Here is a 19,984-nt window from a genome sequence, read left to right as displayed (position 1 = left end):
TCGATGAACCGCACGCTTATCCTCCTGCTGGCACTCGCACCATCCGGGGCGGCCCATGCTCAGGACATTATCCTGAAACCCCTCGGCGAAGCGCGGCTGCGCTATGAAAGCGTCGATCAGGACGGCCTGCCCGCCGATGCCGAGGCGCTGACCCTCCGCGTCCGCGCCGGGGTCGAGGCCAAGGCGGGCAATTGGTCGGCGCTGGTCGAAGGGCAAGGCAATCTGGCGATCGTCGACGACTATTTCGACGGACTCCACGGTGCCGCCACCCGCCCGCTGATCGCCGACCCGGACAATATCGCCCTCTCCCGCGCGCAGGTCCGCTATACCTCGCCCGGCTTCGCGATCACCGCGGGGCGCCAGCGGCTGGCGTTCGACGACGAGCGTTTCGTTGGCGGTGTTGGCTTCCGCCAGAACGGTCAAAGCTTCGACGCGGTGCGCGCGGAGATCACACCGGTAAAGGGCGTGAAGGCCGACATCGCCTATGCGTGGAGCGTTCGGACGATCTGGGGCATCGACGGCACGGGCGCCCGGCAACAGGCGGTGTCGGGCGACAATGTTTTCAGCAATCTCAGCGTGGCAACGCCGGTGGGCAAGGTGGCGGCCTTTGCCTATCTCGTCGACCAGGACGAAGCCGCGATGCAGGGCTTTCGCATGGCGAGTCAGAGCTATGGCGTGCGGCTCGACGGCAGCCAGCCGCTTGGCAAGGCGAAGATAGCCTATCAGCTCTCTTACGCGCGCCAGTCCGACTGGCACCGCAATCCGAATAATTATGCGACGGACTATTATCATGCCGACTTGGCGGTCGATTTTGGAGGCCCCCGGGTCGGCGTCGGGTATGAAATACTCGGCGCCGACGACGGGACCGCACTCACCAGCTTCCAGACCCCGCTCGCGACGGGTTTCAAATTCAAGGGCTGGGCCGACAAATTCCTCACCACCCCGCCCGACGGATTGCGCGACCTGTATGCGAGCGCGGGCTGGGGCTGGAAGGCGGTGGGGCCGTTGAAAGCCGTGACGCTGCAGGCGACGTATCACGAGTTTCGCAGCGACCGCGCCAGCCGCGTCTATGGCGACGAGATCGACCTGCTCGCCAGCGCGAAGCTCGGCAAGTTCACCACGTCGGCGCGCTACGCCCGCTACCGCGCCGACGGTTTCGCCACCGACACCGACAAATATTGGCTGCAACTCGATTGGACGCTTTGATGGAACATACTCCCCTCATGCCCGAAACCGACACGCGCGATCATCTGGTCGTGATCGGCAACGGCATGGCCGGCTGCCGCGCGATCGAAGAATTGCTCGCGCGCGATCCGGACCGCTATCGCGTGACGATTTTCGGCGCCGAACCGCGAGTCAATTACAACCGCATCATGCTCTCGCCCGTTCTCGCAGGCGAGAAGAGCTTCGACGACATCGTGATCAACGACGCCGACTGGTATGCGGCGAACGGCATTGCGCTGGTCGCCGGCGATCCAGTGGCCGCTATCGATCGTGCAGCAAAGACGGTGACGACGCGCGGCCGCCTCATCGAACGCTATGACCGGCTGCTGATCGCGACCGGTTCGGATCCCTTCATCATTCCCGTGCCGGGGAAGGATTTGCCCGGGGTCATCGCCTTCCGTGACATGGACGATGTCGAGACGATGCTTGCGGCGGCGGATGCCGGCGGTGACGCGGTCGTGATCGGGGGCGGGCTGCTTGGCCTCGAGGCGGCGCATGGGCTCAGCTTGCGCGGCATGAAAGTCACCGTCATCCACCTGATGCCGACGCTGATGGAGCGCCAGCTCGACGAGGCGGCGGGCTGGCTGCTCAAGCAAGCCTTGGAAGGCCGCGGGCAGACGATCCTGACCGGTGCCGATACCGCCGAGATCGTCGGCGATGCCCGGGTCGAAGGGGTAAAGCTCAAGGACGGGACGCTGATCCCCGCCAGCCTCGTCGTGATGGCGGTCGGCATACGCCCCTCGGTCGCGCTTGCCCGCGACGCCGGTCTCGCGGTCGGACGCGGCATCCAGGTCGACGATCATATGGTGACCAGCGACCCGCATGTCCTCGCGGTCGGCGAATGCGTCGAGCATGACGGGCAGGTTTACGGCCTCGTCGCGCCTTTGTGGGATATGTGCCGCAGCTTCGCTGACGGACTCGTCGAACAGCCGAGCGGCTATCGCGGATCGGTGACCTCGACCAAGCTCAAGGTATCGGGCATCGACGTGTTTTCGGCGGGCGATTTCTCGGGCGGCGACGGCTGCGAGGACATTGTGCTGCGCGACGCGAGCCGCGGCGTCTACAAGCGCGTGATCGTCAGGGACGACCGCATCGTCGGCGCAGTGCTTTATGGCGATACCGCCGACGGCAGCTGGTATTTCGACCTGCTCAAGAAGCAGGAGGACGTCTCCGAGCTTCGCGACCTGCTGATCTTTGGCCAGTCCTTCGCCTCGGGAGGGGGCGCGACGGACCCTAAGGCGGCCGTTGCGGCGCTCTCGGACGATGCCGAGATTTGCGGCTGCAACGGCGTTACCAAAGGCCAGGTCGTCTCGTGCATCGCCAAGGGCGCACACAGTCTCGATGCGGTGCGCGGCACCTGCAAGGCGTCCGCCAGCTGCGGCAGTTGCACGGGCCTCGTTGAAAATCTGCTCGCGCTGACGCTCGGCGACGATGTCCAGTCCGGCCCGAAGACAATGTGCAAATGCACCAGCTTCGGCCACGACGATGTCCGCCGCGAGATTGTCGCGCAGGACATGCGATCGATTCCCGAAGTAATGCAGAAACTGCACTGGACGACCCCCGATGGCTGCTCCTCATGCCGTCCGGCGCTCAACTATTATCTGCTCTGTGCACTTCCCGGCGACTATGTCGACGACCAGCAGAGCCGCTTCGTCAACGAGCGGATGCACGCCAATATCCAGAAGGACGGCACTTACTCGGTCGTCCCGCGCATGTGGGGCGGCCTCACCAACCCGCGCGAACTGCGCGCGATCGCCGATGTCGTCGAAAAGTTCAACGCGCCGATGGTCAAAGTGACCGGCGGCCAGCGGCTCGACATCTTCGGGATCAAGAAAGAGGATCTTCCTGCGGTCTGGGCCGATCTCAATGCGGCCGGGATGGTGTCCGGCCACGCTTATGGCAAGTCGCTGCGCACGGTGAAGACCTGCGTCGGGTCCGAATGGTGCCGCTTCGGCACGCAGGATTCGACCGGGCTTGGCGTGAAGATCGAGCGGATGAGCTGGGGCAGCTGGATGCCGCACAAGTTCAAGATCGCGGTGTCGGGCTGCCCGCGCAACTGCGCCGAGGCGACGATCAAGGATTTCGGCATCGTCTGCGTCGACAGCGGCTACGAACTCCACGTCGGCGGCAATGGCGGCATCCATGTCCGTGCCACCGACCTGCTTTGCAAGGTTGCGACCGAGCAGGAGGCGATGGACCATTGCGCCGCCTTCATCCAGCTCTACCGCGAGGAGGCGCGCTATCTCGAACGTACCGCGCCGTGGATCGAGCGCGTCGGCGTCGATTATATGAAGGCACGGATCGCCGACGACGCCGTGGGCCGCGAGGCGCTGCGCGCGCGTTTCCTTTACGCCCAGAGCTTTTCACAGGACGACCCGTGGGCACAGCGCGCCGAGGGCGCCGAACGCGAACATCATGCGCCGATGGCCCGCTTCACCCCGCAGGAAGCGTTTTTGAAAGAGGAGATGGGGGCATGACCGGCGACTGGCTCGACATCGGCTGGGTCGATGAAATCCCCGTGCGCGGCAGCCGTACGGTACAGGTCGCGGGCGGCGACGACATCGCGGTGTTTCGCACCGCCGAGGGCAAGGTTTTCGCGCTGCTCGACCGCTGCCCGCACAAGCATGGACGGCTGAGCCAGGGAATCGTCCACGGCGGCGCCGTCGCCTGCCCGCTCCACAATTGGCGGATCAGCCTGTCGACCGGCGAAGCGCTCGGCGAAGACAAGGGCTGCACCCCGACGGTGCCGGTCAAGATCGACGCCGGACGGGTGCTCATCTGCCGCGCGAGCACGTTGAAGGCCGCGGCCTGATGCGCGAAGCGGTCCGCACCACCTGCGCCTATTGCGGCGTTGGCTGCGGTATCCGGGCGACGGTGACGGGCGAGCGGACGGTCGAGATCGCAGGCGATCCCGATCATCCTGCCAACAGGGGCCGCCTCTGCTCGAAGGGAACGCATCTGGGCGAAACCGTCGGGCTGGAAGGTCGCCTGCTCGCGCCCATGATCGGCAAGAAGCGCGCGAGTTGGGACAAGGCGCTCGACCTCGTCGCGAAGCGTTTCAAGGAGACGATTGCGCGCCATGGGCCGAACAGCGTTGCCTTCTATGTCTCGGGCCAATTGCTCACCGAAGATTATTATGTCGCGAACAAGCTGATGAAGGGATTCATCGGCACTGCGAATATCGACACCAATTCGCGGCTGTGTATGTCGAGCGCAGTGGCGGGTCATATGCGCGCGCTCGGCGAGGATGTGGTCCCCGCGACATACGACGATCTCGACGCCGCAGACCTGATCGTGCTCGTGGGATCGAACACCGCCTGGTGCCACCCGATCGTCTATCAACGTATTCGTATGCGCTGCGAAGCGGGCGCAAAGCTCGTCGTCATCGACCCGCGCCGCACCGAGACCGCCGAAGAGGCCGACCTCCACCTCGCGATCCGGCCGGGCAGCGACGTCGCGCTGATGAACGGCCTCCTGCAATGGTGCCGCGAGGCCGGCGTGGTCGACGACGACTATCTCGCCGCGCATGTCGCGGTGCCCGACAGTTTCTGGGACGAGCTTGGCGAGGGGAATGACCTGTGGTCGGTGGCGCAGACATGCGACGTCCCTGCCGCCGACCTCAGGCATTTCTACGAGCTGTTCGCCGCAACCCCGCGCACGGTCACGATGTTCAGCCAGGGGATCAACCAGGCGACCGCAGGCACCGACCAGGTCAACGCGATCCTCAACATCCATCTCGCGACCGGCCGCATCGGCAAGCCCGGCGCCGCGCCCTTCTCGATCACCGGCCAGCCCAATGCGATGGGCGGGCGCGAGGTTGGCGGGCTCGCCTCGACGCTTGCCGCGCATATGGATTTCGCGCCGGAAAACCGCGCCCGCGTCCAGCGCTTCTGGGCCGCGCCGGCGATCGCGGAGAAGGCCGGACTGAAGGCCGTCGATCTGTTCCGCGCGGTCGGCGAGGGCCGCATCAAGGCGCTGTGGGTGATGGCGACCAACCCCGCCGTCTCGATGCCCGACGCGAACGCCGTGCGCGAGGCGCTTGGCCAGTGCCCCTTCGTCGTCGTCAGCGACGTGATCGAAAACACCGATACCGGCGCCTTCGCGCACGTCCGCCTGCCCGCCGCCGCATGGGGCGAAAAGGACGGCACTGTCACCAACAGCGACCGCACGATCAGCCGCCAGCGCGCGCTGTTTCCTTTGCCGGGCGAAGCGATGCCCGACTGGTGGATCGTCAAGGAAGTCGCGCGGCGGATGGGCTGGAAGACGGCCTTTAGCTATGACCGGCCCGCCGACATCTGGCGCGAGCATTGCCGTCTGTCGACCTATGACAATGACGGGGCGCGGCTGTTCGCGCTCCCCGGCGCAGGCCAGGGCGGCAACCGCGCCTATGACGACATGCCCCCTTTTCGATGGGGCGGCGACCATGTCTTCGCGGATGGCCGGTTTTCGACCGACGACCGCCGCGCGCGGCTCGTGCCGGTGGCGCAAAAGCCGCTCCCCGAACCGCTTGCGAAATGGCCGCTGACGCTCAACACCGGCCGCTATCGCGATCAGTGGCATACGATGACGCGCACCGGCCTCGCGCCAAAGCTCGCGCGTCACCGCGAGGAGCCGCTGGTCGAGGTGCACCCCGATGACGCCGCACGGCTCGGGCTTGCCGACGGCGGGCTCGCGCGGGTCGAAACCCCGCAGGGCGAGAGCGTCTATCGCACCGCCGTTTCGGAAGGCCAGCGGCGCGGCGAGCTGTTCGTCCCGATCCACTGGACCGACCGCACCTCAAGCGGCGGCCGCACCGGATTGCTCCCGCGCCCGCTCGTCGACCCCGTGTCAGGGCAGCCAGGCTTCAAGCGAACCCCCGCCGCGATCGCGCCGGTCGCGACGAAATGGCGCGGCTTCTTGCTCCTCGCAAACGAACTCGACGAACGGCCCGCCTGCCTGTGGGCGACCCGCGTCGCGGTGCCGGCGGGGGTGCTCTGGGAACTCGCCGGCAACGGCGACCTGAAACGCATCGAAGCGCTGCTCCCGCGCGGCGAACGGATCGAGGCGCAGGACAGCGCGCGCGGGACACGCCGCGTCGCGGTCGTCGCCGGGGGGCGCCTCGCCGGGGCACTGTTCGTCACCGAGAGCGGCGAACTGCCGCCGCGGGACTGGCTGATCGCGCAGCTTGGCGCGCCCGAGATCGCTCCGACGTTGCTCGCCGGCCGCGCCCCAGGCGCCCAGACCGACCGCGGCCCCGTCATTTGCGTCTGCTTCGATATCGGATTGAAGACGATCGCCGCGGCGATCCGCGACCAGCAGCTTGCCGACGTCGCCGCGATCGGCGGCGCAACCGGCGCGGGAACCAACTGCGGATCGTGCCGACCGGCGCTCGCACGCATATTGGCCGAGGAGACGAGCGATGCAGCCTGACGATTTTCAGCCCGGCACCGTCTGGCTCGTGGGTGCAGGCCCCGGCGACCCCGACCTTTTGACGCGCAAGGCGATCCGCCTCATCGAACGCGCCGACATCATATTCCACGACGCCCTCGTCGGCCCTGCCGTTCTCGATCTCATTCCGGCGGGCGCCGAACGCGTCAGCGTCGGCAAGCGTTCAGGTCGCCATTCGAAGGATCAGCATCAGATCGACGCTCTGTTGGTGACCGCCGCCGCGGCCGCCAAGCGCGTCGTTCGCCTGAAAGGCGGCGATCCTTCGCTATTCGGCCGTTCGACCGAGGAAATCGCGGCGTTGCACATCGCCGGCTATCCCGTCTTCGTCTGCCCCGGCATTACGGCGGCGAGCGCCGCCGCGGCATCAGCGAAAATATCGCTCTCGCTCCGCGATGTCGCGCGCGACGTCCGTTTTGTCACCGCACACAGCCGTCGCGGCGCGGCGCTCGACCTCGACTGGAACTCGCTCGCCCGCTGTGGATCGACCCTTGCCTTCTACATGGGACGCGACGCGGCCGCCGAAATCGCCCGCGGTCTCATCGGCGCGGGCATGCCGGCCGATATGCCTGTCATGATTGCTTGCAACGTCAGCCGCGCCGACGAACAGCGGCTCACGACGCGCCTCGACCTGCTCGGCCTAGCGACGCGCGCGCTGGCCAACGACGCCCCGACGCTCATCCTGATCGGTGCCGCGGTTATACTTGCCATGCCCGCAAAGGCTCGTGCGACCGCTACCGACAGCGCGTCATAGCCGCGATAGCCCGAACTCGGCCCACTGTGACCTTCGGGCCACAGTGCTTCGTCATTCGTGTCAGACGGTCGTTTTCTTCTCATCCTAATCCTTTTCAGAAGCGTTGCAGATGAGGTCGCCGGACTCCGTCCGATGGCCACTCGCATATGCCTGAAAAATAACAGGAGGAGAGGATCATGACCAAGTTCGAGCTTTTTGCCCGGTCTGGAACGGCGGGGATTGCCATCGCGGCGGCATTGGCGAACGCTTCGCCCGGCCGAGCCCAGCAAACGGGGCAGCCCCCACAAGACACCACCGCCGAAACCTCGGGCGAAACCATCGTCGTGACCGGCTCGCGCATTCGCCGCGACCCGCTCGATCAGGACGCGCCGATCGTCTATGTCGGACAGGACGATATAGCCAAGACCGGCCTCGCGTCGGTCAATGACGTGCTCCAGCGCCTACCGAGCTCGGGCGGCGGTCTCAACAGCAAGTTCAACAACAGCGGCAACCTTGGCAATCCGCCCGATGGCGGCGGCGTCGGCGCGGGTGCGGCCGAAATCGACCTGCGCTATCTCGGCTCACGCCGCGTCCTCGTGCTCGTCGACGGCATCCGCTATGTGAACGGCGCTTCGGCGAGCGGCGTGCCCGGATCGACCGACCTCAACTCGATCCCCGAAAGCGCGATCGAGCGTATCGAAGTGCTGCAGGACGGCGCCTCGGCGATTTACGGCTCGGACGCGATCGCCGGCGTCGTCAACATCATCACCAAGAAAAGTCAGGAGGGGCTCCGCGCCAGCGCGCAGGTCGGCGGCTATGGCCAAGGCGACGGCTTTACCAAGAGTGCGCAGGTGAGTTGGGGCAACGGCCGCGGCCCGACGCAGATCGTCGTCGGCGCGAACTATGTCCAGCAGGACGGCGTTTTGGCAGGCAGCCGGGCGATTTCGCGCTTTCCGGCGCCTTACTCCGACACCTGCCTCGACGGCGGCTGCTCGGGCTTTGTGCCGCTCGGACGCTTTATCGTCTTCGGTACTCCGACAGCCAGAAACGACCTGACGCTGCGCGGTCCGGTGATCGGCCGCAACCCCGTGTATAACGCGGGCAATCCGACCGATCCGGCGAGCGACTTCAAAGCCTTTGGAACCCCCGACCGCTTCAATTTCGGTCCGTTCAACTATCTGCAGATCCCCGTCGAACGCTATGGCGCCTTTATCAACGCCCGGCAGGAAATCTCCGACAGCATCAATTTCTCGGTTCGCGGGATCTGGAACCAGCGCAAGTCGAAGAACCAGGCCGCACCGCTGCCGTTCGGTTTCGGCCCCGCCGCGGGGCTGACCCCGGTGCTCGACGCGATCACCGTCGATGCCACCAATCCCTTCAACCCGTTCGGGGTAACGCTCGACGCGAGCAACACCGATCTGGTCTATCGCCGCTTCGTCGAGGGCGGCCCGCGCCGCTTCAACCAGACGGTGACGACCATATACGGCGTCGCGACGCTCGACGGCAGCTTCGACTTCGGCGGCGGCAGCAAATGGTATTGGGACATCAACGCCGCCTATGGCCGCAACAAGGCCAAGCAGACGATGTTCGGCAACATCAATTCGGATCGCCTGCGCCGCGCGCTTGGTCCGGTCGCCGCCTGTACCGGCGAATGCGTGCCGTTCAACATCTTCGGCGGGGTCGGCTCGATCACCCAGCCGATGCTCGACTATGTCATGTTCACCCAGCGCGACCGCAGCCGCCAGTCGACCTTCAGCGCCTCGGCCAATGTGACGGGCAGCCTGTTCGACTTACCCGGCGGGCCGCTCGGCATCGCGGTCGGGGTCGAATATCGCAAACTCAAAGGCAGCTTCGATCCCGACCCGATCGTCGCCGCGGGCTTCAGTTCGGACATTCCGGCGCTGCCGACGCGCGGCAGCTATAACGTCAAGGAAGCCTATGCCGAACTCAGCGCCCCGGTGCTGTCCGACATCCCCTTCATCGACCTGCTCGAATTCACCGGCGCGGTGCGCTGGTCGGACTATTCAACCTCGGGCTCGACGACGACGCTGAAGGGCGGCGTCAACTGGAAACCGATCCAGGATCTGCGCCTCCGCGCCTCCTATGCCGAAGGGTTCCGCGCCCCGTCGATCGGCGAATTGTTCGGCACCCAGTCGCGCTTCGACCAGCAGATCAACGATCCCTGCTCGACGTCGACGACCACGGGCCAGAACTGGAACAACAACACGACGATCCGCACCAATTGCATCGCGCAGGGGGTTCCCGCGGCGGGTTATGCCCAGGCGAATCCCCAAATCTCGGTGCTCGTCGGCGGCAATCAGGATCTGGCGGCCGAAAGTTCGAAGAGCTGGATTTTCGGCGGTGTTTACAGTCCCGGTTTCATCCCCGGCCTGTCGATCGAGGGCAATTATTACGACATCAAGATCAAGGGGGCGATCCAGGCGGTGAATGCCGCGATCACGCTGGGCCAATGCGTCGCACAGAATGATGCCGACGCCTGCGCGCTGGTCACCCGCGCGGGCGGCGGACAGCTGACTTTCGTCGAGGGGCTGCTCCAGAATATCGCCGGCATCCGCACCAAGGGGATCGACGCCAACCTGACCTACCGGACACAGAAAACCGCCGCCGGCCGGTTCGGCTTCACCTGGAACAACACCTTCCTCACCCAATATGATGTGATCGTTCCGACCGCCGACGGCCCGCTCGTCATCAGCCGCGAGGGAACCGAACAGGGCAGCCCCAGCCAGACCTTCCCCAAATGGAAGTCGGTCGGCATCCTCGATTGGGACGGCACCTCGATCGGCGCGACGCTGACCGGCCGTTATGTTTCGGCGATCCGCGAACCGCTGGCCGACGACAACAAGTTGAAGGCGCGCTTCTACACCGACTTCCAGCTGCGCTGGTTCCCGGCGGACGATCCCGAGGCATTCGGCTTCGCGCTCGGCGTGAACAATCTGTTCAACGTCAAGGCGCCGGGCTGCATCAGCTGCGACATCAACAATTTCGACCCCACCGCCTATGACCTGCCCGGACGCTATTATTACGTCCGCGCCAGCTTCAAGATGTAAGCGGGGATAGCGGACGATAGATTTGGCGCACATGCCGCCGCGCTTTAACAGACGCGGCAGCATGTATGATCGCAACCCAGGGCGTGATCGTCCTGTCCGACATCGCGACTACCAGAACCGTTTGGTGTCGACGAAATCCTCATGCGCGTCGGCGGCCGCTTCGATGAATCGCCCTTTCTTGCCATGAGCCATCAATTCGGCCGCGCCGTGGCTTTCGGCAATGCCAAGCCTTGTCAGAACTTCGGGTGCGGTCGCGAGGTCGTTGAGCGCACCGAGCTGGTCCTGCAGCGCTTCGAGTGCCTTGACGAAGCGCTTGTGCCGGCGTTTCTCGCCCTTGCGCTCGAATAGACCGGCATAGAACTCCGCCGCATAACGTAGCTTCTTCGCGCTCTTGCGCACCTCGTGTCGCGCATCGTCGTCGAGACCGGCCAGATTGCGCCCCTTGCGCTTCACCTTTCGCCGATAGCGGTCGAGCGCCCTGGCGGCGAAGTCCCGCGCCGGTCGATTGCCTTCGCGTTCGCCGCCTGCGGTCCCCGACCAATCCGACGTCGCAATCCACGCCGTCACATCGAACATGAGCCGGCGCGCCCGCACCGAGGACAGAATTTCGCACCCTTCGTCATAGGCGGCCTCGCGCATCGTCGCGATCCGGTCGTGCAGCGGTCCGCCCTCGGCACGCTTCAGGAGCACGTCGAGATCGCGCGCCTTGCCCAGTTCCGAAGCCAGCCAGCGCAATTCCGTGCGCAAATCGATACCTGCATCACCGATCATCGGCTTGAAGATCGAGAAGGCCGACCGCAGGCGGCGCAGCGCGACGCGCCCCTGATGCAAGGCGTCGGCGTTCCGGCTTGCGAGAAGAAGGGTCTCGTTGAGCCGGAACTGCCGGATGCAGGATTGCGCAATCAGCCCGAACGCCTGTCCCGCAGTCGTGTCGCCGCCGAGTATCACGGCCTCCGCGGTGACCCGCGCCGGCGCCGCGTCGGTGAACCGATAGCCGCGCTCCGCCTTGCTCAAGACGCCGAGACGTATCGGTACGACCGCGTCGATCCGGCGCGCGAAAGCGAACAGCGCAGCGGGATCGCCCGACTTCAGCTCAATTTCGATTTCGCACACCGGCGACCGCCGCTCGCCAACCACGACTTCGCCGCGGTCAAGCACCAGCTCGATCGTTGCACCGTCTTCGACGATATTCCAGACCCGGCGGTCGATCTCCACCTCGAAGGCCGGGGCGATGGCATCGACCTTGTCGCCGAGCAGCGAGGGGAGCGGCGTTGCGTAGTCGAGGACCGGCGTATCGTTTTCCGCCGCGCGCTCCCATTCGGATCGGATGAAGAGGCCGGCGGCACTGGCGCCATCCGCCTTGATCGTCTGCACCCGCTTCTTGCCCGAACGACGGATGCGAAGCGAAAAGCCGGCGTTGGCGACGTCATGATCGGGGGTATCGAAATAGGTCGATATCTGCCGCATCTTTTTGGGGGCGCCCGTCATCAAACCCGACGCCTCGAATTTTCCGGCGTCTTCGCTCGCAATTTCGAGTTTCAGTTCAATCTCGTCCGCCATATGCGTCTTCTCCGCAATACTGGACCTATCTCACAAATCCGACGATCCGGCGTTCACGCTTGGCTCTTTATCGCAATATGTGGCCCGCTGATAGTATCGGGCAACAGCCGCGCGTCAGCGCATTCGATTGCCGGCTGGCCGAGCCCTTCTTGACGATGCACAAGTATGGAAAACCCGCTCTTCCGACGATATCGGATCATGGCAGGAAGGAATGGTGCACCCGGAGCGATTCGAACGCCCGACCCTCAGATTCGTAGTTTTGTGGTCTAACTTGCCGCGAGTTTCCGGTAGCACGCCTTGGCTTTCCCGAATCGACGGCTTTCCGTGCTAGTTCCTGTCCTGTTCCTTCCTTGCCTTTCCTCTGGTTGCCGCTAGTATGATTGCCAGATGATTGCCAAGACGGCGATAAGGGCAAAGACATGGCGACAGGCAAAATCACGAAGCGAGCAGTGGACGCCTTGCGTGCTGGATCGCGCAACGATTTCCTGTGGGACACCGAGGTCAAGGGCTTCGGAGTAAAGATCACCCCTGCGGGCAAGCGGGTCTACATTCTTCAGTACAGGCTCGGCGGCGCTGGCACCAAGACGCAACGCTATACGATAGGCCAGCATGGAACATGGACGCCCGACGCGGCCGAGCGAGAGGCGAAGCGGCTGCTTGCTCTTGTCGATCAAGGGAAAGACCCTGCCGACGATAAGCGCCAGCGCGTCCGCGAGGCAACCGACCTGACCTTCAACGCTGTTGCCGACCGATTTGAGACATTGGAAGTTCCGAAGCGGTGGCCGAAGTCGGGCGGCTTCGTGAAAGATGCGCTGCGGCTGCATCTCCGTCCAAAACTAGGCAAGCGCCCCCTCCCCGCCATCAAGGGGCAAGAAGTCGTCGCGCTGCTCGATGACCTCAAGGGCGGGCAGGCCATGCGCCGCAACGTGTATGCCGTCGTGCATCGCCTGTTCCGCTGGTCGCTAGGCCGCGGCGAAATCGACCGCAACCCGCTTGAGGGTGTCGAGGCGCCCAAGCCGGTTGCCAGCCGTGACCGCGTGCTGTCAGATAACGAGCTGCGGATGGTGTGGCTCGCGAGCGAGGAATTGGGAGCGACATTCGGCGCGCTGGTCCGCCTGCTGCTGCTGACCGGACAGAGGCGTGATGAAGTCGCGGGGCTGGAATGGTCCGAACTTGATCGCTCCCGCTCCGAATGGATATTGCCTGCCGCCAGGGCGAAAAATGGCAGAGAACACCTTGTGCCGCTGTCACCGCAAGTGGTGGCCGAATTTGATGCGCTCGCTGGCGGTGAGACGTGGCCGCGCAAATGCTATGTCCTAACAACCGACGCGGGCAAATCGCGCGTCTCGGGCTTCTCCAAGGCCAAGCGCAAGCTAGACGGAGAGATTGCTGACCTTATCGAAGACGACGCGCCCCCGGTGCAGCCGTGGCGCTTCCACGATCTGCGGCGTTCAGTCGCGACGGGGCTTCAACGTCTCCGCATCCCATCGGACTGGATCGAGGCCGTCCAGAATCGGCGCAAGGCGGGAATGGCTGGCACCTATCAGCGGTATGCCTTTGCCGATGAAAAGCGGGAGGCGTTGCAGACTTGGGGCGGGCACGTCGCTTCGCTCCTGATTGCCGAGGACAATGTGGTGCAGATAGCGGAACGCCGATGAAAACAGGGCAATGGGATTTCTTCGAGATCATTCTGTGGATTGGCTCTCGGTCGCCACAAATGATCGCGGATTTCCAGTCTTTGCGGGAGGGGCACCAGCATAACAACTATCGCCCTCATTCCGGTGGCGAAATGTTCGTAATTCACTCCTATTTGGATGGTGCCGTCGTTGGCTACGGCGACGCGATCGATGAGCTGCGAGTGGCTCTACAGGATAACGCACTTTGCGCCAGCTCCCTTGGCCCCGATGGGACAAGAGCGATGCGTGCCGCTTACGAATTTTCTGACTGGTCGATCTCTTATGAAACCAGCGGGACTTATGTCACTCGCGATCTGTACGACGTGCGGGCCTCGGCGAATGACGTGATCGTCCATTGGCCGCAGTCGTGCTCCGATCTCACGAGATACGCTGACAGTTCAGGTGGACCCGGCCGTAAATCGGTCAAGCATATCGTGGCCGGCGAGATATGGGACAGCCGCAGAAGTCGAAAACTACCGCTCTGCCCTACCCTAAGGGAAGAGGCCGTGGCGTGTCTCGCAGATTTTGACGCATTGGACGGCGTGCGGGGTCTGGCCCGACCTGCCAAATCTAATACGGTGGAGGGTTGGCTGCGTGACCAATACAACGCGGCCAAAACAGCGGGCGATAAACTATAAAATCAGGGCGATTTATCGCCAGTATTTATCGCTTCCCGCATTTGCCAGTCCTTTCCTGCCCGATCCATGGGCTGGAGAACTGACATGCAAACCAGTGATATTCTGGCGGTAAACGAGGATGAAGCCTCAAAGCTGATTGGCGTTTCCGTCTCATCCCTTCAAAAAATGCGGATGCGGGGAGATGGCCCGCCCTATGCCAAGGTTGGTCAGCGGGTCCGCTACCGCCCGTCCGATCTGGCGGCATTTGTCGCAAGCCGAATCGTTCGCTCGACCAGCGAACAGGTCGCGGCATGATCCATGGGGGTCATCAACGGTTATTCGCACCGTAAAGCGAAAGACCGCACCGACGTAAAGCCGCGTGCGGTCCCCGAATTGCCTAAGCTGGCAGGCTGGCTCGAATTAGATAGCGCAGAAGCGCGGCGCCTTCAAGTTTGGGGGCAGCGCATCATCGACGACATACGGCAATGGCGGCACCGTGAGGCCCGCCGTCGCGAGGGGGCGCCGAAATGAGCAGCAACCCCACAATGGCAGCCGTGCGCGTCAAAATGCTGGCTGAACATCAGCGGCAAGCCTGCCACGCGCTCGACACCGGCAAAGGCATCTTGAGCCGCGCCGAGTGCTCGTTTCTCCACCGCGTTCGGGAGGAGATCGCAATCACCGCAAAGCAGCGCCGGTATCTCAACGATATTGATGCGCGCCTGAAATGGGAGATTTCCCTTGTCCATATCTGAATCCGCCTTCGCGCTTTTGGAAGCGCACCGATCAGGCAAATCGAAACTCACCCGCAAGGCTGGGTCGCTGTGTGGTCAATGCGCTGTTGATCCCCAGCCACTTACCGAAGCTCAGGCGAACTGGATTGCGATCCTTCTGGAACGTGCCGGCTTGCCGCAGATCGGGGAGCGCGCCAATGGCTGATGCTCTCCCAAGCTACCGCGGCGGTGCGGGCGCTGGCTTTCGCAACCATAGCGAAGCCAGCAAGGACGGCGCCCGCAAGGTCAACCCGAAACGCCTGACGCTGTGCGACGAGTATTACACGCTGATACTGGATTCGGGGCACAGTGGCATGTCGGGCGAGAACATCGCGGCCATTGTCGAGCGCGATCCCTACCTGATCCGCCCACGCCTGACCGACCTGAAAAATCAGGGCAAGATCGTCGTGAAAGTCGATGAGCGCCGCCCCGGTTATTATGGGGTGGATAACACCGTATGGATCGCCGCCTGCTTCGCCCCGAAGCTCGACGGCGATCAAGGCGACTTGTTCGGGGAGGCTGCATAGTGGCAGCGGTCCACCTGAGCCGCGACAAGGGGATTTACCGCGTTCGGGTCTTGCCGCCCGACGCGGCCCCGGCTCGCCCAGTCGTGTCCGAAACCCATATCGGCTACCTGTCCGCACAGACTGCCGCCTTTACGGCTTGCAAAGTCCTGGGGCTCCCGCTTGTCGATGAGTCTCAGGATAGAGGGGGGCGTCGTGGCTGATCGCAGCAACTCGGCTCGACCGCAAAAGGTCGACCACGGCGGCAACTTCATCCAGCTTCCACGCGCGATGTTGACAAGCCCGCCGTTCTTGAGCCTGTCGATGCGGGCGCGCTCGGCCCTCTATGTCATGCTGGAACGGTTCAACGGCTTCAACAATGGCCGCATATGCCTATCGATCGACAACCTCGGCGCAGCCCTCGGCAATCAAAACCATGCCGCCAACTCACGCGCGCTGGTCGAGCTAATGGATCGCGGCTTTCTGGAGTGCGTGGCCGGGGCGAACCACATCAAGAGCAAAGCCCGGGAATATCGCCTGACCTTCATTGAATCGGGTCACCGCGGGCAAGAAAAGGCGACCAATGAATGGAAACTTTGGCAGGCTCCGAAAAAAAACGGTCCTGAGGCTACCGCAACGCGAGAGTGGAAACCCGTTGAGGCTACCGCAACGCGACGGAAACTTGGCGTTGAGGCTACCGCAACGCGAGCGACGGAAACTTGCGGGGTTGGAGGACGTTTCCGCGTTGAGGCTACCGCAGCCCATATAATTAGCCAGTATGAGCCTGCTCCTGCCGCTGCTCTGGATCATGGAAACAGCTTCAAATCCCCATCCGAACTTCGGGCGGCCCTCAACGACCTCATCGCGACGGGCGAAACTACGGCGACGGCGGTTGCTCTCGCGATCGGCATGCCAGCCGGGACGATGAGCAAGTTCCGAAATGGCAAGGGGCTTCCCGATTCATACCGCGGCCCGCTTCATCTGGAACTGGGGCGGCATGATGCTTTCGCGCTGACCGGCGATGGTCCTGTCGAGGGAGGTAGTCAGTCGGTCGGGGTTGTCGTCCTCGGCGATGCGCTTTGCTGGCGTGACGGTCGCACCCTCAAGGTGCTGCCAGACATCCTGCTCGCCTCGTCACCGACACGGGCGGCAAAAAGCAGGGTCGCAGCATGAAAACACCAGAGAATAGACCCTCAAAAAAATCGGGCCTCCCACGAAATGCGTAAAACCATGGCAAATGATGACTATCCCGAGAAGTTCGGCACGGGCGGCGACATCGATCCGATGACCGCTGATGTCGGTGGGCGCCGGCGTCGTGTCGCGCGTGATCGCCCCGCCCCGCCTGACGAACTGCGTAAATGGGAAGCCAAGGCCGAACAGCGCATGTTGGCGCGGCCCTATCCGCCGAACGTCATCCTCGAACCGGCTGGCATGGATCGGGAGCATCTGACCTCCCCCCATAGCGACCCGGCTCTGTGGACGTTGCAGCTTGCCGACGCCTTCGGCACTCGCTCCCGCGCCGTGATCGATTTCTTTATGTCGCAGCTCCGGGAATTTTGCGGCGGCAACATCTGGGACGAGGAAGCCCAGCAATGGCGGCTCGACGAAACTGAATATTCGGCGATGCTCGCGCTCGTGAACGCCCACCGACCGAAGAATGAGGCGCAAGCGATGATCGCCGCTCAACTCGTCGGGCTGCACATCCTGTCCATGAAGGTCACGGCTCGGGGCATCCGCTATCCCTATGAGACGCGCACCGTCACCAACGCTGCGAAGCTCGCCACCGCAACCGCGAATCTCACCGACGCAATGCAGGGGCTGAAAGGTCGCAACCGCACCGCCCGCCAATCCATCAAGGTCACGAAGGAAACCCACTATCATGCTCACCGACACGATCCCCCCACCCCCGGGGGAGGTGCAGGAAATAGCGAGCGACCCCATGAGCGAAAGGACAGCCATGCTGCCCAAATTGATGACCAACGCACGCTTGTGCGGCGCGAAGAATCGAGCCGGGTTGCCCTGTCGCTGCCCAGCGATGAGGGGTAAGGCTCGATGCTCCAAACACGGGGGCAAATCACCGGGCGGGCCGAAGGGTGAGCACAACGGGAATTATCGTCACGGCGGCGAGACGCTGGAAGCCATCGAACTGCGGCGGCAAGTGAGCCGCGCGCTCAAGACGATCAGGAGCGAAGCCTATGCGCAATGATTTTCGGACAGGTACGCGCGCCCGCGCGCGCGAGGGTGAAACACGGGGGCCGAACAAGATCGCCGCCGACTGTCGGGACGCCGTGGCCGAACTCGACGCAGCGATTGACGCCGCACCGACCAAGCGCGCCGCGAAGCCCCTGCGGCAGAAACGCCGACTGATGCGCGATATCGAACGCTGGGCGAAGTCGTGCGCGGGGTATGTGGAGCCGGTGAAGTGATCCGCCGCCCATCATGGCGGGAGAACCTCGCCGAGTGCGATCGGCAGATAGCGCAGATGGAGCGGGAGCGCCCGACCGTCACCGCCGATCTGATGCCGCAGTTCGAACGGGCATTGGCGCAGCTTCACGCCGTCCGCAATGTTGCGCTCGACCAGATGAGGGCGAAAGCGTGACCGGCGAACCGTGGACCCGCGAGCGCCTGGCCGAAATGTGCCGCAGTGCGATCCTCGATATGGAGGGAGACGCCGCGCTTTATGCGGCGATGCCCGCCAGCATGAGACGTCAATTCGATAACCAGCTAGCCGCCCTGAAAGACACCGAAGCGCGATGCGGGGGTGTCACCGTGATAATCAAGCGAGGATCCGATGCAGAGTGAACCATGGACGATTGACCTCCTACGCCGGATGACGCGGGGCCAATTCAACGCGCGGGTGAAGACTGGGGATTTGCCGCCTGTCGATCTCGCCATGCAACTGATGACCGAGCGGCTTGGCCGGCGCGTCAATAAGATTGGCAATTCTGATCTTAACCGCGGCGAGTGACTGATAATACAGGCGGATATAACGGGCGGTCAGCATTCGCACCCGGATTCGGTCCTATCTCCTGCTGCCGATCGCTCGCGCAGATGATATGAGAGGGCATGGCCAACGACGAACAACTTGCTGGCGGCTGGGTGGATTACCTCATCGCCAGCGACGATCCCATTGACCGGGCATTGCTCGATGAGTTTCGCGACCGGGCGTGGGCACATGGGCAGCTGATGCAATTCATCACGGCCGACCCGGCGAACATCAACGCCGAGACATTCGCACGGATGGAAGAAGGTCAGGAGCAGGAGAACGACCTGCAAAGCCGCATCGCCGCGCGTGGCAAGGTTCTGCGTGATGCAGGGCACGCGCCGGCCGACGAAGCTGCCTTCAAGGCGTGGCGCGCAACATGGGTGCCGCTGGCGTCGCACCTCCCATCGGACGAGCCAATCCCGCGCGCCTGAGCGTGTGGAGTAGTGTCCCGTAATGGGTTCAACTACCAACTGCCGATCGTTGACGATGCCGCCATTATGGATATGATTGCTGCAACTTTGGCGACTCCTGCGACCAGGAGAAGCCACGGGTGAGGGCATACCCAATGCCGGAAAGGCCGTGCTCCACTGGCGCGGCCTTTTTGCTGCGCGCTTGCCTGAACATCAACCTCGCTGAGGCGGGATGCACTGGCACGAGAAAGGCGCCGGATCGTAATCCGACGCCCCTTTTACCCGTTTACACAATGCTGTTATCAACCGCCCGTCGGTACAGTTGCCGGTACGGGCTCGACGATCGCCGCTGGCGATGCCGCGACTGGAACCGACACAGGTGCCGCCGGCGCGGGAATCTGCAAGGGTGCAGGCGCAGCGTTTGCGAACGACAGTTCCACATCTTCGTCGATGAAGCCACCGACGGTCCCGCCCTTGGGAAGAACTGCGCTGGTGCCGGTTACGAAGAAGCCAACGACTGGGACTAGCAAGACCGATGCAACGACGCCGCCGGTGCCGGTCACGCCCTTGTCGTCGAACGTGCCAGTCAGTCGGATTTGTCGCCCGTCAATGCGCAGGTAAAGCACTCGAGCATCCAGCTTGCCGGACTTGCCCCACATGCCCTTGTTGCGGACGGTGGTGATTTCGCCCCATGCAGGCGTCCCGCTTGGAACCACGGTGATATTGTTGACGACCACGGGCTCGGCAACTTCCATCATGAACCGCTGGCCGACGCGAGCTGCCTTCTTCTGCGTTGTGATTTCTTCCATCATCCGCAGAACAACCGGCGTGCCGGCGCGAAGCATTGCCTTGCTCGGCGCGATCGCAGCCGCTTCGACAATTGGCGCGGCATCTGACGTCTGTGCGGATGCCTTAGGCGCGAACAAGCATGAGACCGCAAGCGCGGCCGCAATAGTGGCTTTCATTAATTGACCCCTCCCAAGTGAACGGTCCCCCGACCGATCATCGCGATC

At 63.7% G+C, this 19,984-nt stretch carries 21 protein-coding genes; 18 read left to right on the top strand and 3 right to left on the bottom strand.

Annotated elements, in window-relative coordinates; all coding sequences use genetic code 11:
• Positions 1-3: 3 nt before the first annotated feature.
• The 6 genes from ACREBX_RS20270 to ACREBX_RS20245 all read left to right on the top strand — a co-directional run bounded on the left by ACREBX_RS20270 (position 4) and on the right by ACREBX_RS20245 (position 10,449).
• Positions 4-1,206: an alginate export family protein gene (locus ACREBX_RS20270; protein ID WP_431563539.1), complete on the top strand. Its 1,203-nt coding sequence runs from the start codon at positions 4-6 to the stop codon at positions 1,204-1,206.
• Positions 1,206-3,701: a nitrite reductase large subunit NirB gene (gene nirB, locus ACREBX_RS20265; protein ID WP_431563538.1), complete on the top strand. Its 2,496-nt coding sequence runs from the start codon at positions 1,206-1,208 to the stop codon at positions 3,699-3,701. The genes ACREBX_RS20270 and nirB overlap by 1 nt, the downstream gene beginning before the upstream one ends.
• The gene (nirD, locus tag ACREBX_RS20260) at positions 3,698-4,036 is read left to right on the top strand and encodes a nitrite reductase small subunit NirD (protein WP_431563537.1); all 339 of its coding nucleotides are present in this window, start codon (positions 3,698-3,700) and stop codon (positions 4,034-4,036) included. Before nirB ends, nirD begins: the two co-directional genes overlap by 4 nt.
• Entirely contained in the window at positions 4,036-6,633 is a 2,598-nt protein-coding gene (locus ACREBX_RS20255) for a molybdopterin-dependent oxidoreductase (protein WP_431563536.1), read from the top strand. Before nirD ends, ACREBX_RS20255 begins: the two co-directional genes overlap by 1 nt.
• On the top strand, positions 6,623-7,402 hold the full coding sequence (gene cobA, locus ACREBX_RS20250; protein ID WP_431563535.1) for a uroporphyrinogen-III C-methyltransferase: 780 nt from the start codon (positions 6,623-6,625) through the stop codon (positions 7,400-7,402). The genes ACREBX_RS20255 and cobA overlap by 11 nt, the downstream gene beginning before the upstream one ends.
• A 176-nt stretch (positions 7,403-7,578) precedes the next feature.
• Positions 7,579-10,449, top strand: coding sequence for a TonB-dependent receptor domain-containing protein (locus ACREBX_RS20245; protein WP_431563534.1), 2,871 nt, complete (start codon positions 7,579-7,581; stop codon positions 10,447-10,449).
• Positions 10,450-10,557: 108 nt separating this feature from the next.
• Here ACREBX_RS20245 and ACREBX_RS20240 read toward each other — a convergent pair whose 3' ends face one another.
• Positions 10,558-12,009 carry a CHAD domain-containing protein gene (locus tag ACREBX_RS20240; protein WP_431563533.1) on the bottom strand — a complete coding sequence of 484 codons (1,452 nt, stop codon included), beginning with the start codon at positions 12,007-12,009 and terminating at the stop codon, positions 10,558-10,560.
• Positions 12,010-12,428: 419 nt separating this feature from the next.
• On the opposite strand from ACREBX_RS20240, the gene ACREBX_RS20235 reads away from it, so the two are divergent.
• From ACREBX_RS20235 to ACREBX_RS20185, 11 genes are all read left to right on the top strand, one after another.
• Positions 12,429-13,667 carry a tyrosine-type recombinase/integrase gene (locus ACREBX_RS20235; protein ID WP_431563532.1) on the top strand — a complete coding sequence of 413 codons (1,239 nt, stop codon included), beginning with the start codon at positions 12,429-12,431 and terminating at the stop codon, positions 13,665-13,667.
• Positions 13,664-14,323: a hypothetical protein gene (locus tag ACREBX_RS20230; RefSeq protein WP_431563531.1), complete on the top strand. Its 660-nt coding sequence runs from the start codon at positions 13,664-13,666 to the stop codon at positions 14,321-14,323. The genes ACREBX_RS20235 and ACREBX_RS20230 overlap by 4 nt, the downstream gene beginning before the upstream one ends.
• Positions 14,324-14,407: 84 nt before the next feature.
• Positions 14,408-14,617, top strand: a complete 210-nt coding sequence (locus ACREBX_RS20225; protein ID WP_431563530.1) for a helix-turn-helix transcriptional regulator — start codon at positions 14,408-14,410, stop codon at positions 14,615-14,617.
• A gap of 212 nt (positions 14,618-14,829) precedes the next feature.
• Positions 14,830-15,054, top strand: coding sequence for a hypothetical protein (locus tag ACREBX_RS20220; RefSeq protein WP_431563529.1), 225 nt, complete (start codon positions 14,830-14,832; stop codon positions 15,052-15,054).
• Between the two features lie 176 nt (positions 15,055-15,230).
• A complete protein-coding gene (locus ACREBX_RS20215; RefSeq protein WP_431563528.1) occupies positions 15,231-15,599 on the top strand; it encodes a hypothetical protein in 369 nt (122 codons plus the stop codon).
• Positions 15,600-15,791: 192 nt separating this feature from the next.
• Positions 15,792-16,748: a hypothetical protein gene (locus ACREBX_RS20210; RefSeq protein ID WP_431563527.1), complete on the top strand. Its 957-nt coding sequence runs from the start codon at positions 15,792-15,794 to the stop codon at positions 16,746-16,748.
• 57 nt (positions 16,749-16,805) lie between these two features.
• The gene (locus tag ACREBX_RS20205) at positions 16,806-17,621 is read left to right on the top strand and encodes a hypothetical protein (protein WP_431563526.1); all 816 of its coding nucleotides are present in this window, start codon (positions 16,806-16,808) and stop codon (positions 17,619-17,621) included.
• Positions 17,515-17,781: an HGGxSTG domain-containing protein gene (locus ACREBX_RS20200; RefSeq protein WP_431563525.1), complete on the top strand. Its 267-nt coding sequence runs from the start codon at positions 17,515-17,517 to the stop codon at positions 17,779-17,781. The genes ACREBX_RS20205 and ACREBX_RS20200 overlap by 107 nt, the downstream gene beginning before the upstream one ends.
• Positions 17,771-18,001, top strand: coding sequence for a hypothetical protein (locus ACREBX_RS20195; protein WP_431563524.1), 231 nt, complete (start codon positions 17,771-17,773; stop codon positions 17,999-18,001). Before ACREBX_RS20200 ends, ACREBX_RS20195 begins: the two co-directional genes overlap by 11 nt.
• Positions 17,998-18,174 carry a hypothetical protein gene (locus ACREBX_RS20190; protein WP_431563523.1) on the top strand — a complete coding sequence of 59 codons (177 nt, stop codon included), beginning with the start codon at positions 17,998-18,000 and terminating at the stop codon, positions 18,172-18,174. The genes ACREBX_RS20195 and ACREBX_RS20190 overlap by 4 nt, the downstream gene beginning before the upstream one ends.
• Positions 18,171-18,377 carry a hypothetical protein gene (locus ACREBX_RS20185; protein WP_431563522.1) on the top strand — a complete coding sequence of 69 codons (207 nt, stop codon included), beginning with the start codon at positions 18,171-18,173 and terminating at the stop codon, positions 18,375-18,377. The genes ACREBX_RS20190 and ACREBX_RS20185 overlap by 4 nt, the downstream gene beginning before the upstream one ends.
• Before the next feature lie 19 nt (positions 18,378-18,396).
• Here ACREBX_RS20185 and ACREBX_RS20180 read toward each other — a convergent pair whose 3' ends face one another.
• On the bottom strand, positions 18,397-18,579 hold the full coding sequence (locus ACREBX_RS20180) for a hypothetical protein (protein ID WP_431563521.1): 183 nt from the start codon (positions 18,577-18,579) through the stop codon (positions 18,397-18,399).
• Positions 18,580-18,641: 62 nt separating this feature from the next.
• Here ACREBX_RS20180 and ACREBX_RS20175 point away from each other — a divergent pair, with 62 nt between their 5' ends.
• Positions 18,642-18,992 carry a hypothetical protein gene (locus tag ACREBX_RS20175; protein ID WP_431563520.1) on the top strand — a complete coding sequence of 117 codons (351 nt, stop codon included), beginning with the start codon at positions 18,642-18,644 and terminating at the stop codon, positions 18,990-18,992.
• A gap of 281 nt (positions 18,993-19,273) precedes the next feature.
• Here the strand turns inward: ACREBX_RS20175 and ACREBX_RS20170 are convergent, their stop codons facing one another.
• Entirely contained in the window at positions 19,274-19,936 is a 663-nt protein-coding gene (locus tag ACREBX_RS20170) for a hypothetical protein (RefSeq protein WP_431563519.1), read from the bottom strand.
• Positions 19,937-19,984: the final 48 nt, after the last annotated feature.

Origin of the sequence: Sphingopyxis sp. (assembly GCF_050725655.1) — a bacterium.
In the GTDB taxonomy this organism is placed as follows: domain Bacteria; phylum Pseudomonadota; class Alphaproteobacteria; order Sphingomonadales; family Sphingomonadaceae; genus Sphingopyxis.
Note: the sequence above shows the minus strand (reverse complement) of the source record. Positions and strands in the feature narration are given on the sequence as shown.

Coding starts and splice junctions, on each gene's coding strand:
- ACREBX_RS20270 (WP_431563539.1), top strand. CDS start 4: ATGAACCGCACGCTTATCCTCCTGCTGGCACTCGCACCATCCGGGGCG.
- nirB (WP_431563538.1), top strand. CDS start 1,206: ATGGAACATACTCCCCTCATGCCCGAAACCGACACGCGCGATCATCTG.
- nirD (WP_431563537.1), top strand. CDS start 3,698: ATGACCGGCGACTGGCTCGACATCGGCTGGGTCGATGAAATCCCCGTG.
- ACREBX_RS20255 (WP_431563536.1), top strand. CDS start 4,036: ATGCGCGAAGCGGTCCGCACCACCTGCGCCTATTGCGGCGTTGGCTGC.
- cobA (WP_431563535.1), top strand. CDS start 6,623: ATGCAGCCTGACGATTTTCAGCCCGGCACCGTCTGGCTCGTGGGTGCA.
- ACREBX_RS20245 (WP_431563534.1), top strand. CDS start 7,579: ATGACCAAGTTCGAGCTTTTTGCCCGGTCTGGAACGGCGGGGATTGCC.
- ACREBX_RS20240 (WP_431563533.1), bottom strand. CDS start 12,009: ATGGCGGACGAGATTGAACTGAAACTCGAAATTGCGAGCGAAGACGCC.
- ACREBX_RS20235 (WP_431563532.1), top strand. CDS start 12,429: ATGGCGACAGGCAAAATCACGAAGCGAGCAGTGGACGCCTTGCGTGCT.
- ACREBX_RS20230 (WP_431563531.1), top strand. CDS start 13,664: ATGAAAACAGGGCAATGGGATTTCTTCGAGATCATTCTGTGGATTGGC.
- ACREBX_RS20225 (WP_431563530.1), top strand. CDS start 14,408: ATGCAAACCAGTGATATTCTGGCGGTAAACGAGGATGAAGCCTCAAAG.
- ACREBX_RS20220 (WP_431563529.1), top strand. CDS start 14,830: ATGAGCAGCAACCCCACAATGGCAGCCGTGCGCGTCAAAATGCTGGCT.
- ACREBX_RS20215 (WP_431563528.1), top strand. CDS start 15,231: ATGGCTGATGCTCTCCCAAGCTACCGCGGCGGTGCGGGCGCTGGCTTT.
- ACREBX_RS20205 (WP_431563526.1), top strand. CDS start 16,806: ATGGCAAATGATGACTATCCCGAGAAGTTCGGCACGGGCGGCGACATC.
- ACREBX_RS20200 (WP_431563525.1), top strand. CDS start 17,515: ATGAGCGAAAGGACAGCCATGCTGCCCAAATTGATGACCAACGCACGC.
- ACREBX_RS20195 (WP_431563524.1), top strand. CDS start 17,771: ATGCGCAATGATTTTCGGACAGGTACGCGCGCCCGCGCGCGCGAGGGT.
- ACREBX_RS20180 (WP_431563521.1), bottom strand. CDS start 18,579: ATGCTGACCGCCCGTTATATCCGCCTGTATTATCAGTCACTCGCCGCG.
- ACREBX_RS20175 (WP_431563520.1), top strand. CDS start 18,642: ATGGCCAACGACGAACAACTTGCTGGCGGCTGGGTGGATTACCTCATC.
- ACREBX_RS20170 (WP_431563519.1), bottom strand. CDS start 19,936: ATGAAAGCCACTATTGCGGCCGCGCTTGCGGTCTCATGCTTGTTCGCG.